This is a genomic window from Cytobacillus solani (assembly GCF_001420595.1).
GTDB classification, from domain to species: domain Bacteria; phylum Bacillota; class Bacilli; order Bacillales; family Cytobacillaceae; genus Cytobacillus; species Cytobacillus solani.
In genome coordinates, this window is the sequence record NZ_LJIX01000006.1 from 2,343,518 (window position 1) to 2,357,862 (window position 14,345).

At 35.3% G+C, this 14,345-nt stretch carries 16 protein-coding genes and 1 pseudogene; 2 read left to right on the forward strand and 15 right to left on the reverse strand.

Going from position 1 to position 14,345, the window contains the following annotated elements; genetic code table 11:
• Positions 1 to 40: 40 nt before the first annotated feature.
• The 12 genes and pseudogenes from AN957_RS13520 to AN957_RS13565 all read right to left on the reverse strand — a co-directional run bounded on the left by AN957_RS13520 (position 41) and on the right by AN957_RS13565 (position 9,988).
• The gene (locus tag AN957_RS13520) at positions 41 to 919 is read right to left on the reverse strand and encodes an alpha/beta hydrolase (protein WP_056684637.1); all 879 of its coding nucleotides are present in this window, start codon (positions 917 to 919) and stop codon (positions 41 to 43) included.
• Positions 920 to 1,194: 275 nt separating this feature from the next.
• The gene (gene speD / locus AN957_RS13525; protein WP_056684640.1) at positions 1,195 to 2,700 is read right to left on the reverse strand and encodes an adenosylmethionine decarboxylase; all 1,506 of its coding nucleotides are present in this window, start codon (positions 2,698 to 2,700) and stop codon (positions 1,195 to 1,197) included.
• A gap of 611 nt (positions 2,701 to 3,311) precedes the next feature.
• Positions 3,312 to 3,878 (reverse strand): NADPH-dependent FMN reductase, encoded by a 567-nt coding sequence (locus AN957_RS13530; protein ID WP_056684642.1) that lies wholly within the window; start codon positions 3,876 to 3,878, stop codon positions 3,312 to 3,314.
• A 180-nt stretch (positions 3,879 to 4,058) separates the two neighbouring features.
• Positions 4,059 to 5,114: an LLM class flavin-dependent oxidoreductase gene (locus tag AN957_RS13535; protein ID WP_056684645.1), complete on the reverse strand. Its 1,056-nt coding sequence runs from the start codon at positions 5,112 to 5,114 to the stop codon at positions 4,059 to 4,061.
• Between the two features lie 2 nt (positions 5,115 to 5,116).
• Entirely contained in the window at positions 5,117 to 6,061 is a 945-nt protein-coding gene (locus tag AN957_RS13540; RefSeq protein ID WP_056684648.1) for a ring-cleaving dioxygenase, read from the reverse strand.
• Positions 6,062 to 6,112: 51 nt separating this feature from the next.
• Positions 6,113 to 6,556: a MarR family winged helix-turn-helix transcriptional regulator gene (locus tag AN957_RS13545; protein ID WP_053476020.1), complete on the reverse strand. Its 444-nt coding sequence runs from the start codon at positions 6,554 to 6,556 to the stop codon at positions 6,113 to 6,115.
• 146 nt (positions 6,557 to 6,702) lie between these two features.
• Positions 6,703 to 6,813 (reverse strand): annotated as a pseudogene (locus AN957_RS28850) (hypothetical protein); the annotation flags it as partial.
• A 266-nt stretch (positions 6,814 to 7,079) separates the two neighbouring features.
• Positions 7,080 to 7,661, reverse strand: coding sequence for a DUF4256 domain-containing protein (locus tag AN957_RS13550; protein ID WP_053476021.1), 582 nt, complete (start codon positions 7,659 to 7,661; stop codon positions 7,080 to 7,082).
• A 430-nt stretch (positions 7,662 to 8,091) separates the two neighbouring features.
• Entirely contained in the window at positions 8,092 to 8,424 is a 333-nt protein-coding gene (locus AN957_RS28855; RefSeq protein ID WP_321172055.1) for an ABC-2 transporter permease, read from the reverse strand.
• Positions 8,408 to 8,749: an ABC-2 transporter permease gene (locus tag AN957_RS28860; RefSeq protein WP_252239030.1), complete on the reverse strand. Its 342-nt coding sequence runs from the start codon at positions 8,747 to 8,749 to the stop codon at positions 8,408 to 8,410. Before AN957_RS28860 ends, AN957_RS28855 begins: the two co-directional genes overlap by 17 nt.
• Positions 8,733 to 9,602, reverse strand: a complete 870-nt coding sequence (locus AN957_RS13560; RefSeq protein ID WP_218970986.1) for an ABC transporter ATP-binding protein — start codon at positions 9,600 to 9,602, stop codon at positions 8,733 to 8,735. The genes AN957_RS28860 and AN957_RS13560 overlap by 17 nt, the downstream gene beginning before the upstream one ends.
• Before the next feature lie 11 nt (positions 9,603 to 9,613).
• Positions 9,614 to 9,988 (reverse strand): GntR family transcriptional regulator, encoded by a 375-nt coding sequence (locus AN957_RS13565; RefSeq protein ID WP_053476023.1) that lies wholly within the window; start codon positions 9,986 to 9,988, stop codon positions 9,614 to 9,616.
• A gap of 496 nt (positions 9,989 to 10,484) precedes the next feature.
• On the opposite strand from AN957_RS13565, the gene AN957_RS13570 reads away from it, so the two are divergent.
• Positions 10,485 to 11,003, forward strand: a complete 519-nt coding sequence (locus AN957_RS13570; RefSeq protein WP_053476024.1) for a DUF2243 domain-containing protein — start codon at positions 10,485 to 10,487, stop codon at positions 11,001 to 11,003.
• Positions 10,960 to 11,808, forward strand: coding sequence for a cytochrome c oxidase assembly protein (locus AN957_RS13575; RefSeq protein WP_231690067.1), 849 nt, complete (start codon positions 10,960 to 10,962; stop codon positions 11,806 to 11,808). The genes AN957_RS13570 and AN957_RS13575 overlap by 44 nt, the downstream gene beginning before the upstream one ends.
• Positions 11,809 to 12,110: 302 nt before the next feature.
• On the opposite strand, the gene AN957_RS13580 is transcribed toward AN957_RS13575, so the two are convergent.
• From AN957_RS13580 to AN957_RS13590, 3 genes are all read right to left on the reverse strand, one after another.
• Entirely contained in the window at positions 12,111 to 12,608 is a 498-nt protein-coding gene (locus AN957_RS13580) for a kinase (protein WP_056684653.1), read from the reverse strand.
• Between the two features lie 107 nt (positions 12,609 to 12,715).
• Positions 12,716 to 13,675 carry an aminoglycoside phosphotransferase family protein gene (locus AN957_RS13585; protein ID WP_056684656.1) on the reverse strand — a complete coding sequence of 320 codons (960 nt, stop codon included), beginning with the start codon at positions 13,673 to 13,675 and terminating at the stop codon, positions 12,716 to 12,718.
• Between the two features lie 108 nt (positions 13,676 to 13,783).
• On the reverse strand, positions 13,784 to 14,167 hold the full coding sequence (locus tag AN957_RS13590; RefSeq protein WP_053476027.1) for a VOC family protein: 384 nt from the start codon (positions 14,165 to 14,167) through the stop codon (positions 13,784 to 13,786).
• Positions 14,168 to 14,345 lie beyond the last annotated feature (178 nt).

A 14,345-nucleotide genomic window follows, 5' to 3' on the forward strand; every position in this document is an offset into this window, starting at 1 on the left:
TTGAGATTTTTGTTCAATTTTGTTTAATTAAATAAACTTATTACCTTTCAGGCTGTAAATGATTATAAGAATCAAGCCCAAATTGTCCCATAATCCATTGCAATCGCTCTCTATAAGCAGTATCGCACTCTGTAAAAAGATGGTCAGTTTCATACCAAGCAACTTCCTTCGGTGAACTTGCAACAGTGTAATATGTATTCGCTTGGTCTTTCGATATAAATTCGTCATTACTACTAAATTGAAAGAACAGTGATGCAGGTGCAGCTTTTTTAATGTAATGAACTGCATCCAATGGCTCCAATTCAGAAATAAATTTATTAAATTGTTCTCTCGATAACTTATTACGAATCAAAACTGCTAATGGGTGTTCACTTGTTTTATGCCACTTGGACACACTAGAGAACCCAGCAATAAGAACGTATGATTTAATACGTTCATCAACTCCAGCAAGCACTCCACCCCAAGTGGCTCCCAGGCTATGCCCAACATATACAAGTCGTTCAGAGTCAACATTGTCTAAACTTGAAAGAAGGTCAATACCCCTTTGAAGGTCTACTACAGTCTGAATGTATCCCTGAATGTCAACTACCCCCTCTACAATAAGGGTTAGTACCTGTTCTTGAGACAAATCCTGGGGAGGAGCCTTTCGCATAGAAGGTGCGTCAATTAATAGAGAAATCACACCTTTCGAAGCCAAATCCTCAGCTTCTGATAAAAAAGTCGCTCGATTCCCTTGACCGGGGTGCAAAAAAACGACTGCTGGAAAAGACTGTCCTTCTTTATTTGGAACAACTAAATAAGCAGGTACGTTCCCACCAAGTGGGCTTAAATAGGATACATCCCTGACTGTATAACCATCCTTCCTAATAATTGAAAATTCTTTAAAATCTAAAGGCAAAGAACGCTCATACTCAAACACATATACCACTCTCCCTGGATAGTTTAATAATGTATGAATCTATAAAACAAAAATACCATAATTTACTATCTTTGTTAAACACTTATGTTTCTTTAACATCTATTAAAAGTCCAAAAAATTAATTTTCTGTATTATCGTTACAATCTAAATTTGCTGAAATACCCCAGAAACGTTCGTTTCAATCAAGTGAAAATACAAAAACAGGAAAAGAAAAACAACTTGTTTTTTTTTTCCTGTTTCATTTTAAGGACTTATGGACAGCCCTTGCAATTCTTCTATTTACCCCGATGCAGGTATTGTTGTGTGGCATTTCCTGCATTAAATTCCTCAGTAATATATTGAACAGCTTCTTGTAGGGCTAATTTACTGTTACAAGTGAAAATATCTATTGCAGCATAACGGTATTCTGGCCACGTATGAATCGTTAAATGTGATTCTTGAATAATGACTACACCGCTAACCCCGTAAGGTAAAAAATGATGGAAATGTTCGGCCACAATTGTTGCCTTTGCTTTATGGACAGCTTGGCACATAATCGTTTTAATTTTTTGCACGTCATTGAGTAATGCATCATTGCAATCATGCAACTCTAATAAAATATGATGCCCTAATACATGCTGGGATTGTATCTTTTGTACTGTTCTCTTAATTTGTGAAAACTTTTTATTTTTGCAATTCGGGCAACCACTTGCTTGAAGTTGGGCAATCGTGGTGTACTGATAGCCAGCGCCGACTGTAAGTGCGTGCTGACAATGGATACACTGATAAACAACGGATTTCCGCTCAATTTCTCCTGTATAAATTGGTCGCGTAAATTTACGCTGATTAGGAATATAGGAATTCATTTGCTCTGTTGTTTGTAATACGAATAATTGGCTAGTAGCACCTAAAATCTGTGCACCTTCATAGGTGTTTATGTCGTATTGAATACTTTCAATTACGAAGCCCATAGCATGTAAGCTTTGTTGTAGTTGCCACTGCTTTTGATAGCTACGTTTAGCGTAGGAAAAAAACACATGTCGCATTGCTTCTGGCTTTAGTGCGTTAATCGCACGTGATAAAAAAAGCTGTGCGCCAATTAAGGTATACGGTGTATCTGTGTATACGCAATCAAACTGATGGGCGTATGTTTTAGGCAAAGGCTCCTGAACGTTATAATAATCTGTTTTAATCGGTAATTCATAGTCTTTAGCTATTTTGTAAATCGTACATAAAATTCGTCTATCAATATCTAACACAACAATTTCAGTTGTAGAAAATGGAGCAATTTTCTTTAGTAAAAACGCTAATGCAACACTGATGAAATCATCGTCGCCTAAACACAAAATACGCTTATTGAATAGCATCGTATAGTCTAGTGCAAGCAATGCACGTTTTAAGGCCGTCTCAACTGTACATTTTGCTTGATCAATTGCCACGTCAGCTGTAGGTCTAGCGTCATAAATAGTGCTTAATTCACTTATATTTTGAGTAATCCATTCTGTACGAAATGCATCATCGGTCGTTAATTGAAGGTAGAGTTTAGCATCAGCACCTGAGAGTTGAAAATATTGCGAGACAGCAAGCTGGCCCTTTTTCGTTAAGCTATGTTTCCCCCAACCTCTTTTAGCAAATTCTTTCTTCATTGCTGAAACGATAGGTATTGGTAAGTCTGTCGTATGAGCTAAAGATTTAGTTGTGCAATTTTTATGGAAATATAAAGCAAGTAGAGCTTTTTCTAATGTGTGATAATGTTCTTCAAGCTGCATATCAGCTGTAATTTGTTGTAATTGTTTTTGCATTGTAGATTCGTCCTCTCAATTTTAATATGTGAAAAATTAAAATTGTCTGAATCAACGAATAGAAAAAGCGCGACTAAAATTAGTCGCGCCTAATGTTTATAAGAAGCTACCTAATTCTAATCTTGCTTTTTTTGTACAACAAATAACACCCCGGACGGGTGGTTTGTTCGACAAAATTAAGCTATTATGTTGATTCAGATTAGAATTCTACAATTAACAAAAAGTTCACCCTTTAATAAAATAGTACTTCTACTATATAATATGTAAAAAAATTTCTCAAATATTTCGTAAATCATAAGTTGATAGTATAATATTTGCTTGGAAATGTATAAATTGGTGATCTGGATTTTATTTCCTTCATTGTCAATAATGATTCGTCTATTGCCTTGCATGCTTGATTCTACAGCCTAATGCACAAGAAGGAGGATAAATTATTATCCTCCTATTTGCTTATATATAGTTGCTTTTACCTTATGCTTTTTAATGCGCCGCTCCAAGCAATCACTTAGTCTAGCATAAGATTCACATTATTAAGATGTAATTCAGCTGGTTTGAAGATTGACAGAATGACACAGGTTAATTATGTTTTTAATGCCCTATTGCCGTTCTCCTTAAAAATCATATTCTTCGTCTTTTTTCGCACGGATGGACTCAAAGGCTTCAACTGTTAATACTGTATCTTCGACTAGGCGTTCTAACCGGAAAAGGATATCATCATTTACAATTTTTTTACGTAAAAAGTCCTTTTCTTCAATAAATACATACGTTGGAACGATATGAGCTTTCATATACGCTAAGATTGGCTTTAATTGTTGCTCCACCATTAAATAGTGCTTCGCTGTACCAGCTGTCACAACACTACTTACAACTTTGTCACGGAATGCGTTAACCGGTAGCAAGTCAAAGATATTTTTGAGTGTTGCCGGAATGGATGCTTGGAATGTTGGTGTCCCAATGATAAGGGCATCTGCTGCCATTATTGTCTCTGTAACGTATTTTGTATCCCCTCCATATTCAAAGTAATTACGTCCATCACTAAATTCCACTGTATATTCTGCTAAATCTAAAAGTATGACTTCATGCTCAGGGTACTTTTGTTTAAGCATTTCAACTGTTTTAAGCATGGCTGTTTTTGTCTTTGAACCGACTATAGATCCCGCTAATGCTACAATTTTCATGTTATTCGCCTCTATTCTAATGGTTAAATGTTTTTTTGATTGCTAGAATGAAAATGTTTGTGATGATTTCGATGACAAAAAAACTCTATCTTTTGTAACCCACTATCTTCAATTACTGTATTTGTTTTCGTGCCTACGATTGGAACTGCGTGCGAGGGTTTTCATGTTGTTCTCTCCCCATTATTTGGCTGTATATTTTTTGATAGCTGGAATGATATCGTTCCCGATGATTTCGATGTTTTTCATGATCTTTTCAAAAGGGACGCCACCGAAGTCAATTTGTGCCATAAAACGCTGCATACCGTAAAGTTCATTTTGATATAGGATTTTTTCGATTATTTGTTGTGTACTGCCCACCATTAATGCGTCACGTGTATCAGGTGCTTGGGCAAATTGCTGTTTAGGGTAGCCGCCACCACGAATCGCCTGGAATCCACCATTGATATGTGGATACATGCCTTGCAATGCTTCTTTAGTTGTATTTGCTACATAGAACAAGCTTGTTGTTGCAATTGGTAATGATTTTGAATCAAAGCCACTCAGTTCAGCTGCCTCACGATATGCATCAACGGAGTGCTTAAAGTTGATTGCTGGTCCGCCTAATGTAGTCAGCATCATTGGAATTCCCATATGGCCGGCTTTAATGGCACTCGCAGGTGGCCCACCGACAGCACGCCAAATGGGAAGTGAGCCATTTTTTGGCTGTGGCAGAATATGTGCATTTTGTAATGGAGCACGGAATTCGCCTTGCCATGTAACATGATCTTCTTCGTTTATTTTTTTAAGAAGTTCTAATTTCTCCTCGAAAATTTCCTCATAATCCTGTAAATCAATCCCAAGTAAGTGATAAGCGCCAACACGAGAACCACGACCTGCAACGATTTCAGCACGGCCGTCTGAAATTAAATCGATTGTGGCGAAGTCCTCATACACACGTACAGGGTCTGATACGCTTAATACCGTTGCAGAACTTGTAATTTTAATTTTACTTGTTGCTTGTGCTATGGCACCAAGAACTACGGTATGAGCTTGAGTTGTAAAGTATGTCTGATGACTTTCACCAACACCAAATACATCAATACCAGCTTGTTCTGCAAGCTTGCTTGCCTCAATTAATTCATTAATTCGTTGCCCGGCTGAAATACGCTCACCTGTAATTGGGTTGGGAATATGGTCTCCCAACGAGTACAGTCCAAATTCCATGCCTTTTGATGGATTGATTCGATATTGTTCCATAATTAATCCCCCTCAATTGGTTGTAGCTTTTCTTCAATTTCAGCACGACGACCTTCTAAAAACGGTGGTAAATCTAATTTTTCTCCCAGTGTTTCGATGTCTCCGTCGATTGTAAAACCCGGTCCGTCTGTAGCAATTTCAAATAGAATACCATTTGATTCGCGGAAGTATAAGCTCTTAAAGTAGAATCGATCCACAATGCCCGACGATTGGAAACCTCGTGCTCGTACTTGTTTATCCCAGTAAGCAAGCTCTACCTCATCTTTAACACGAATGGCTAAATGATGAATACTGCCACGTCCTGGTTTTTCAGAAGGACCGTCTAAAGATTTCACAACGATTTCTCCAAATACTTGGCCTTGTATCGATTGGAAAATTGCTTCATTTTTCATACGTGATACTTCTATATAGCCAAAAACTTGAGTAAGTGTATCCGCTAGTTTATCGAGTCGGCGCACCGTCATTTCCACGGAGCCCATCCCTTGAATTTGATATTCTATTGGAACGGTTGATTTTTCCCACGTTTCCCAATGCCGGGCTTTCTCACCGCTCGACACAAGTAGTACCATACGAAGGCCTTCAGAATCTTCAAAGTGAAGGGCTGGTTTATTGGCATACGTTGTGATGTCACTGTGTTGTACGCCGTATTCCTCAAAACGGCCTTTCCAATAGATTAAGCTCGCTTCTGTTGGTACAAGCAAACCGATTTGGGTGATAGCATTTGTGCCTCGATATGTGCGTCCAGCGAGTGGGATCTCAAAGAATGATAACTCTGTGCCGGCACTTCCTGTTTTATCTCCGTAAAATAAGTGATACATCGACGGATCATCTTGGTTTACCGTTACTTTCACACGCCGTAAACCAAGTACATCACGATAAAAGTAATTATTTTGTTTTGCATTTTTTGTAATCATTGAAATATGATGATGTCCAGGAATTGTAATCATAAGTATTTCCTCCTATTATCATTTGAATAGTCAAGTGATAAAGTAAAAAAATTACCTGTTCGGCAATTTCTTTTTTTCACTATTTTTTTGTACACGTGACATGAGCAAATACAACATTTTTTGTTCCTCTTCCGATAAACACTCATCAAAGAATGAGGATTGAAACTCAAGCTGATCCTCAAAGGCGTTTTCTAGTTTTTCGCGTCCCTTATTCGTTAACGAGATCGTTTTCGTTTTCCACTCTTGCTTGCGTTCAATGAGTCCTTCTTTTTCAAGTCGAGCGAGCATACGCGAAATACCACCTTGTGTCACTGTGACTTTCTCAGCAAGCTCACTTTGTGTTAATGGTTCATATGTTGAGATTTGCATTAAAACATCAAATTGTGCAGTTGTTAAATCAAATTGCTTTAAAAAGTCATTTGATAATAAATTACTTTGATGTGTGAATCGAGTAAGCCGCAGCCAGATTAATGACCCGCGAGTATTTTTTTGCATATTGTTTATCACTCCCTTTCGTCATAATCACTTTACCACTCAATTGATGACATTGCAAGAAAAATATCTCAAATTCGAAACACTTTATTATTTTCCATAAATCTATTAGAATTAGATTTTTCTCCTAGTACAATATCTAAAATTCCTTATTTCAAGATACTGATATCATTAGGTACTTCCCCGATTTCAATTGTATCAATTACTTTATTTTGTTCTGTATCGATAATCGTCACCGTGTTTTCAAACATATTTGTCTCATAGAGTCGCTTGCTATCAGAACTTTTTACGACACCATGAGCACGTTTGTAGGTACTTTTTGGTCAAAAAAAAAGATAAAAATCTCCCTTCTCTCCGTATACAATTTCAATTAAAAAACCGTTATTTTGAAAAAAGATTAATCAAAATGACGGTTTTTTGTTTAATTAAATACCATTTTTTTATTATTATAATTATAAAGAAAGAAAATATAGTCTTTCCCTTAGTGATCCATTCTTAAATTCAAATTTAGCTTTCTATGCAAGATTTAGACCCTTAGCGAGCCACGGAAGCCCCTGGCAGCATAGTAAGAGTCTGCTCCGTTGTGGTACACGAAGACGTGCCCGAAACGATAATCGCAAAAAAGGGCACCGCCGAGTTTTCTAATATCAGTGGGCGTTTGCACCCAACTCGACGTTTTATTATCGAAATTTCCAAGTTTCTGCAGCGCTCGATATTGATCTTCGGTTAAAAGTTCAATGCCCATGTCAGCTGCCATATCAATAGCGCTATTTTCTGGTTTATGTTTTTTTCTTGACTCCAGGGCCTCACGGTCGAAACAAACACTTCTGCGGCCTGAAGGACTTTCCGCTGAACAATCATAAAAAATGTATTCGTCTTTCTTTTCATCATGGTCAACAACATCCGGTTCTCCGCCAGTTCTTTCCATTTCATTGAGCGACCACAGTTTTTCTGTATTATCTTCCAGCTTTGCTTGGATTTTAGCCCATTCAAGACCTTTATGGCGGTTCATATTTTTTTCAAAACGAGCTTTCAACACTTTAAGTAATTCTTCGTGTTGTTCTAGTGACATCTCTTTTTTATTGTCGTCCTTATTTCCCTCAGTCATGTTCTTTTCCTCCTTATTTTTTTACTAATAATAATAGATCGTTTTTCTGAAACACCTAAGAAATCAGGAGATTATCAACCTTTTTAAATATAAAAATCAAACAAGCCTAATTAATTTTACCTCAAAACAAATTATTTTTGAAATGCGTATAATATTTCGTATTTATGCCCTGCAGAATAAGCCTGAACCTATATATGCTTTTTCTTATAACCTCGGTTAGCGTGAATGGCGTTTGCTGCATGAATCACCTACTAGAACAATGAAAAAAGTGTGTTAATCCTCATTGGAATTTACAAACCCCCATTGCTAATAGTCTTAGCCATTTGCTGAGTTAATATTTCATTTCGAGAGTATACCTTAACATTTCCTCCGATAGAGAAGGTTCGTTAACCGAATGAATATTTTGTAGTTCCTCACCTCTCTTTTTGCTTCAAAATTCTCTTTTCCTATAAAAAGCTAGTGAAATATAATATGAGCAAATTAGAATGAGAACGAGTGGAACTGCTAATATCAGTAAAAGTTCAATATCTGAGCTATTACTGATGAATGTGACTATGTCCTGGCTCAACATCAGTTTATTGTTTTTACTTAAATAACTTACCAATCCAGTTCCACCAAAAACAAAAACAAAGAAAATAATTAAGTTTGCCATTTTAGATTTTAAAAAGCCGTACTTAAAAATTAAAGGAAAGGATATCGAACAAAACAAGGTAACAGTAATAATTGCACCAATTAATCCTGAAAAATTAAAATGGAATATCAAGTGGAAGATTTAGTAAATTAACAATAAAATATATTAGATAAAATCCAATAGCTGCATATGCAGCATAAATATAAATAGACACGTATTTAGATAAAACTATGGTAGCTCTCTTGACAGGCAAACTAATGAGAATGATATCGCTATTATTCTTATCTTCTAGTGCACTTGCTCCTAACACTAATTGATAGGTTATAGCCAAGACACCTACTGTTAGTCCAGCAGGACCTATATTAGAAAGGGTTATGGTAAAAAAGATTATTAATAGAACAGACAATTTTAAAGCTCTCTTTTGCATCAAAATATCCTTTTTAATAAGATGATACATGATGATCACTCCTTCTCGTGTAAAACACCATAATATCTTCTAGCGTCGGTTTTTCAATTATTACGGAATTACCATATTGTTTAATTACTTCTTTTTTATCTTTGCATAATGCTTCAAATCCAAAATCGTTTTGTTTTAGTCCAATAAAGTTTAATGGATCATTGGTAGTCAATTGTTTTTTACTGCCTTTTACGATACAGTGTTCCTCTAAAAGTTCATCCTTTGTTTTGCTCAAAATGATTTCACCATTATTAATTAAAGTAATAAAATCGGCAATTTTGTCTAAGTCAGATGTAATATGGGTTGAAAAGAAAATGGATTTGTTTTCATCCTGTAACAATGATTGCAGAATTTCTAATAGTTCAGATCGTATAAGCGGGTCTAATCCTGAAGTTGGCTCATCCATTATTAATAGTTCGGCATGATGGGAAAGAGCAATGGCTAAAGAGAATTTCATCTTCATTCCTTTTGATAAATGCTTTATTTCTTTATTTATAGGCAGTTCAAAGTCTTTAGCGTATTTATTGAAAATTCTTTCATCCCATCTACAATAAAATGGACTTATGACTTCTTTCATTTCTTTTACAGTTAATTCTTCGTAAAAATGATTTTCATTATAAACAAAACCAATTCTTTCTTTAATTGAGATATTATTTGATTCGTTGTCTATTCCAAAAATTTTTATTTCTCCACTATCTTTCTTTATTAAATTCATAATTAGTTTTATAGTAGTACTCTTCCCAGAACCATTAGGACCGATGAAGCCCATTATGTACCCTTTTTCAAGAGTGATATTAACTCCTTTTAAAGAAAAGTCTTTAAAGCTTTTCGATAAATTGGTAATTTCCATCATATTATTCATTTTTACCACCCCTCATATATAATTTTGACCATATCTTGAAGCTCTTCTAATGTTAAGCCAACCAGTTTTGCTGTATCGATTGCCTCTATCATTTTTTCTTCAATCATTTTTACTTTGGTCTCACGAAACATATCTTTGTTAATTGCTGCAACATATGAACCCTTTCCGGCAACTGTAACGATAAATCCTTCATTTTCTAGTTCATCATAGGCTCGTTTAGTTGTAATAACACTGATTTTTAGTCCCTTAGCTAAATTCCTAATTGATGGGAGAGGTTGGGATTCTACCAGTTCTCCCTTAATAATTTGCTCTTTTAATTGATTTACTAACTGTAAATAAATTGGTTCATCCGCAGAGTTTGAGATAATAATATTCACTCATAACATTCCTCCATTCGTTATATCTGTATATACTGATATAACACCGAAGTCAATCTCATCCAGATTGATTAGCTTAATAATGATTAATGTCAATAAATTAAGACCTTCGTTTGTTCGAAGGTCTTAGGTAAATTTTAAATCATTCGGAATTATAAATGGTTTGATAAGCTGAAAAATTTTTTTGGAACCTTATTTTCTCCCAAAAATCCAACGCTATTTTATTCTCTATATCAGCATTAATTTGAATCAATATGATATCTTCTTTTTCAATCCAATTTCTTACGTTAGCTATTTGCTTAGCTAGCGTCTTACCTCAATCTACATACACTTCGTCTAATTGACCAAATAATTCTTCATCAAATACTTCCCTTAATAATTCCTAGTTGATTTCTTTAACTTCTTTAATGGAGATCTTTTTCTCAAGTCTGTTTATTAAGATGAGTATGTGGAAAAAATGAAAGTATATGTAGGATAATGTGCGAAGGAGAAGTAGATGGATACTAAAAATGGATATCCAAAAAACAATTCAAATAATATGAATAGCTCAAAGTACAAAAGTCGCAATCTAGTGTCGGGGTTTCTGTTTGGAATTGGTCTAGCTGCTTTTATAGATGAGACTATTTTTCATCAACTATTGCGTTGGCATCATTTTTATGACAAGTCCACAACCGATATTGGATTAATCTCGGATGGGCTATTTCACGCTTTTAGTTGGTTTGCGACTATTGGAGGCCTGTTTATTTTTGCTGATCTGCGAAGGAGAAATGCATTGTGGCTTAGAAGATGGTGGGGAGGAGTTTTGGTCGGTGCAGGTGGATTTCAGTTATACGATGGTACAATCCAGCATAAACTGATGCGGATTCACCAGATTCGTTATGTAGAAAATGTAATTGTCTACGATCTAATATGGAACATACTGGCTATTTTCATGATCATTATTGGTTTTAGTCTTGTAGGTAGTAGACGAAATGGACAACAACCTGGAAAGGCTATTGCACATGATCATGAATAGTCATATCCGCTATCCTCATGGAATCAATATTTTTTATCATACATTTGGATTCATTCCACAGCTACTCTTGGCACTGCCATTTGTTTTGGCTTTGCTTTTTTACCTTCTTGCAGTATGGTCTACTAATAGGCGTTACAAGTCATGGCCGATATACCGAACGGTTTGCTGGGCTTTTGGTGTTGTCTTGGCTACTATTGCAGTTGCAGGTCCCCTGGCTAATCGTGCACATGTGGACTTTACTGCTCACATGTTTGGTCATTTACTTTTGGGAATGCTTGCTCCCTTGCTAATGGCCATGGCTGCACCGATGACCCTTTTACTCCGGACGCTAAGCGTTCCCTTTGCAAGACGGCTTTTAAAGGTTCTAAGGAGTTGGCCATTAATTATGTTTACCCATCCCATTGCTGCATCCTTCCTAAATATAGGAGGTCTTTGGTTATTGTATACTACTAGTCTATACTCGCTTATGCATGAGAGTGTTCTTTTGCATCTAGTAGTGCATTTCCACGTATTTTTAGCCGGTTATTTATTTACAGTGTCAATGATCTATATCGATCCGATCCCCCATCGGTTTCCTTTTTTAGATCGTGCAATCCTATTAGCTGCTGCCATAGCTGGACATGGTATTCTATCAAAGTATATTTACGCTCACCCTCCTAATGGGGTTCTTTTAAAAGAGGCAGAAATTGGAGGCATGCTTATGTATTATGGCGGAGATGCCATTGACATTGTTCTAATTTTCATCCTTTGTTTACATTGGTTTAGAGCAACCCGACCTCGAATTGGACTAGCTATAGGTCAGTAGTGAAAGGAATAAAGCTAATCGATATTATATCTTGAAAGTAAAAGCTCGATTTCTCATTGTAGTAACAGGGAAATCGGGCTTTCTAGTATAAAAAATTCCATATTATATTGATGAAAATTCGTACTTATTCCACTATCTAGCACCGTTAATGAAATCAAAAAAGAGAGCTGCTAATCCTCACTAGATCTTCAATTCCTGCTACCCTTTAGTTTTAGTGCAATCTATCATAAAACTTTACTTAATAAGAATAAGTCGGCAGAAATTAAGTATGCTTTCAATTGGGTAGAAATCACATCGTATTATTACTTTTGCAGCTGATTTAATATCAGTTTTAAGACATCATTTTGTGACATATCATTAGTCAATATCATCTCTCCATCCACGCCAAGATAATCCTTTGGATTCCACCAGGCACGTAAAGAGTCTTCTCCGAATTCCGTCTTTTTAGAACTAAAGTTGTGACGTAGGACTGTTTCCTCAAAAGATAAATCAAAATAAAAAGTATATGTCTTTTGGTTATAGAACTGGATTAAGTTATTCAGCATTTCACCATATCGATTTCTATATAAAATTCCTTCCACAATAACAAATTTATATTTATCTTTTCCATATTCTGTAATTTGACGAATCAAATCAATTGAAAGGTTCCCATCTCTATCGTGAACTTTCAACATTTCACGGCGAACGGTATCCTGGGAAACTAAGAGAGTTCCTTGTCCCAGAAGATTTTGAAGACTTTTTGCAGTCGTAGTTTTTCCACTTCTAGAGTTTCCTCGTATGATAATTAGCATAGATTCCATATTATCCCCCAGCTTCTAATTTATTTTTATAAAGTATAAAAAGTAATGGCTGGACGGTTCGCAAGGGTTCTTAAGTATAAGTACGAAATACTTGAATGATATTAATTTTACTCCTCATAAAAACATTCATTTAGAGTTCTTAGCTCTTCTTTAATATAATTTATGGTAACAACTCTTCCCTGTTCATTTAACGAATCAAATAAAAGCTGCTCCAGTAACTCACCTAAGTCTTCTAACTTACGCCTTCCTTGATAAAAATGCAATGCATCAAGGTTAAGCTTGAAATTCTTATGTGTTTCCTGATACCTTCTCAAAAATGTATTAAAATATGGTTTATTAACAAAAAACATTAAATCAGCTTCGACAGGGGCTATTTTCAATCCTTCCCAGTCAACTAAAATCAACTGCTTTGAGGTTTGCATCAAATTCCAATTATGCAAGTCCGTATGGCATAGTGCCATTCGTAAATCACTATTTTTCAAATATGCTGCTAGTTTCTCCACTTTATTAATCACATCTTTTAATTGGGGAATGCAGGAACTTACAGATTCTCTTATTTCAATTGGTATTTGATTATTTTCTCTTTTGAGTATGTTACTAAAAAATTGTAAAAAGGGTACTTCAAAATTCTCCTTAATAGAACTTGTATCTATAGGGATTTCTTGACCATAACTGTGAAGAGTGGATATAAACCCTGATAGCTGATAAACTTGCACATCTTTTAATTCTTGATTTCCTATTGTTTCACCATTTATATAATCATAAAGAAGGTATATTCCATAATCATCTTCACACTTATAACTCCCATCATCCGCTAATAAGGGGACGGAGATTTTCTCTTTAAGTTCACTATTATGCGTTAGCCATTCTATTATAGGAACATAGTTATTTATACTTCTGGTTAATTGTCGAGTAGATGATCGACTTTTTTCATATACTTTTAAGAAAAATTGATTGTTGTTGTTAGAAACTTGATAGGCAAGTGATGCCCATCCGCCCTTAAGTGATCTTATGTTAGTAATATCTGTATTGTAATGAACTTTCATAATTTTCTTAATCCTGTCCATAAAAGTCCTCCAACAAATTTTTTTACTACTCCTTTATCCTGCCATATTCGTACAATGAAAAAAGAGTTGCTGCAACAACCCTTTATCATGATAATTTGATATGCTAAATTAAGATGTTTCTTTACAAATCATCAATAAATTACCATCTAGGTCTTTAAACACAAAATAAAAGTCGTCCTCAATTCCTGTTAATAATTCTACATTATTTTCTTTCAGAAATTGATAAGATGCATGAATATCATTTGTTAAAAACTGAATTGATGGTACTTGATAAGTTGAAACATGCCCATCTTCATTTCTCCACTTTGGCATTGTATCTAAAATTAAACTAGCAGTACCTTCCATTGGTGCGGTGTATAGATGTCCAAAGTATATTTCTCCACCTTTCACACCTAGTATTTTGCTGTACCATTCTCTTGCTTTTTCAAGGTCACGAACTGGAACAAACACACCGCCGATTCGGTTTTTAATTGGTGATTTTTTTATAGGCATATTCACAAAACCTCTCTCTTTTTTTTATACTTAAATTTCATAAGAATTATCTTTTATTAGGAGTTTGTAATCCTTTGAAGCTAGTATATTTTCTATCTCAGTTATTAAGTGTACACGGGTAGTTCAAATAAACACCATATAGATTACTGAAATATTATGTTAAGATGGACGGGATAAT